Origin of the sequence: Lentimicrobium sp. S6 (genome assembly GCF_013166635.1) — a bacterium.
Classification (GTDB): Bacteria; Bacteroidota; Bacteroidia; order Bacteroidales; family UBA12170; genus UBA12170.
Genome location: NZ_JABKBZ010000212.1, coordinates 1 through 1166, shown reverse-complemented (window position 1 = coordinate 1166; position 1166 = coordinate 1). Strand labels below are relative to the sequence as shown.

Below are 1166 nucleotides of genomic sequence, written 5' to 3'. Positions count from 1 at the left end.
TTTTGGGGATGGTAATTTTAGCACTGAGCAGCATCCTTATCACATCTATGCTGAAACTGGAGATATCACCTATGAAGTCACTTTGATCATTACCACCACCGATGGTTGTAGCGATAGTTTGGTGGAGACCATTGAGGTTACTGGTGCTCCTGTTGCGGACTTTAGCTTTAGCCCGGCTGGCGATGGCAGTCCTTGTGTGTATCACTCTTTCAACTTTGTGGACGAGAGCACTACAGAAAGCGGATTGGTTCAAGGATGGCAATGGGACTTTGGCGATGGTGAGTTTAGTAACTTCCAGAATCCGATACATGCTTTTGCTGCAGCTGGAGTATATCAGGTAAGCCTGAGCGTAAACAACTCGGCGGGTTGTAATTCAGTCATTACTCAAGAGGTGGTGGTCTTCGACCTTCCTCAAATCGGATTTAGCTTTGACACGGTTTGTGTGGGCGATAGCACTCACTTTATGGACAGTGAACTGATTAATATGGGTGCTACTGCGCTTTGGAATTATAATTTAGGGGATGGCAATATGGAAGTCATCAGCGACCCTAGTCATCTTTATATTAGTCCTGGAAATTACACCGTAGTCCTTCAAATTACAGATACCAATGGCTGTCAAAATCAGCTACAGAATATGGTTCCTGTTTATGGAGCTCCGGTGGTGGACTTCACCTTCGATACCGCTTGTTTAGGATTACCTACTCAGTATACCGATCTTTCTAGTCCCAATGCCTATGATTTAGTGAGCTGGGATTGGACCTTTGGTGATAGTGATGTGGCTTCTGTTCAGAATCCAGAACATATTTTTGCTACTAGTGGAACTTTCACTTCTCAACTCGTAGTAACTGATGCCTGGGGATGTAGAGACAGTATTCAGCATACGGTGAATGTTTATGACAATCCGGTGGCTCACTTTAGCTATAGCGATACTTCTTGTAGTAGTGGTTTGGTTTATTTTGTAGACTCCTCCTATCATATCGAAAACATTGGAATCAGTGATGTATTATGGAGCATCGATGGCTTTGTGACTGCCGAGCAGGATCCTCAATATATCTTCCCTGCGGTAGACTTAAACTATCCGGTTTCTCTCATCGCTACCGATGAAAGAGGCTGTGTGGATACCACGGAAACAGAAATCTTTATTCCTTCGGAATTAACGGTCAGCT

Annotated in this window: 1 protein-coding gene; it reads left to right on the top strand. The window is 44.0% G+C overall.

Annotated features, from left to right (window positions below; translation table 11 throughout):
- The coding region (locus HNS40_RS22390; protein ID WP_172284934.1) for a PKD domain-containing protein at positions 1-1166 on the top strand (1166 nt) is incomplete at both ends.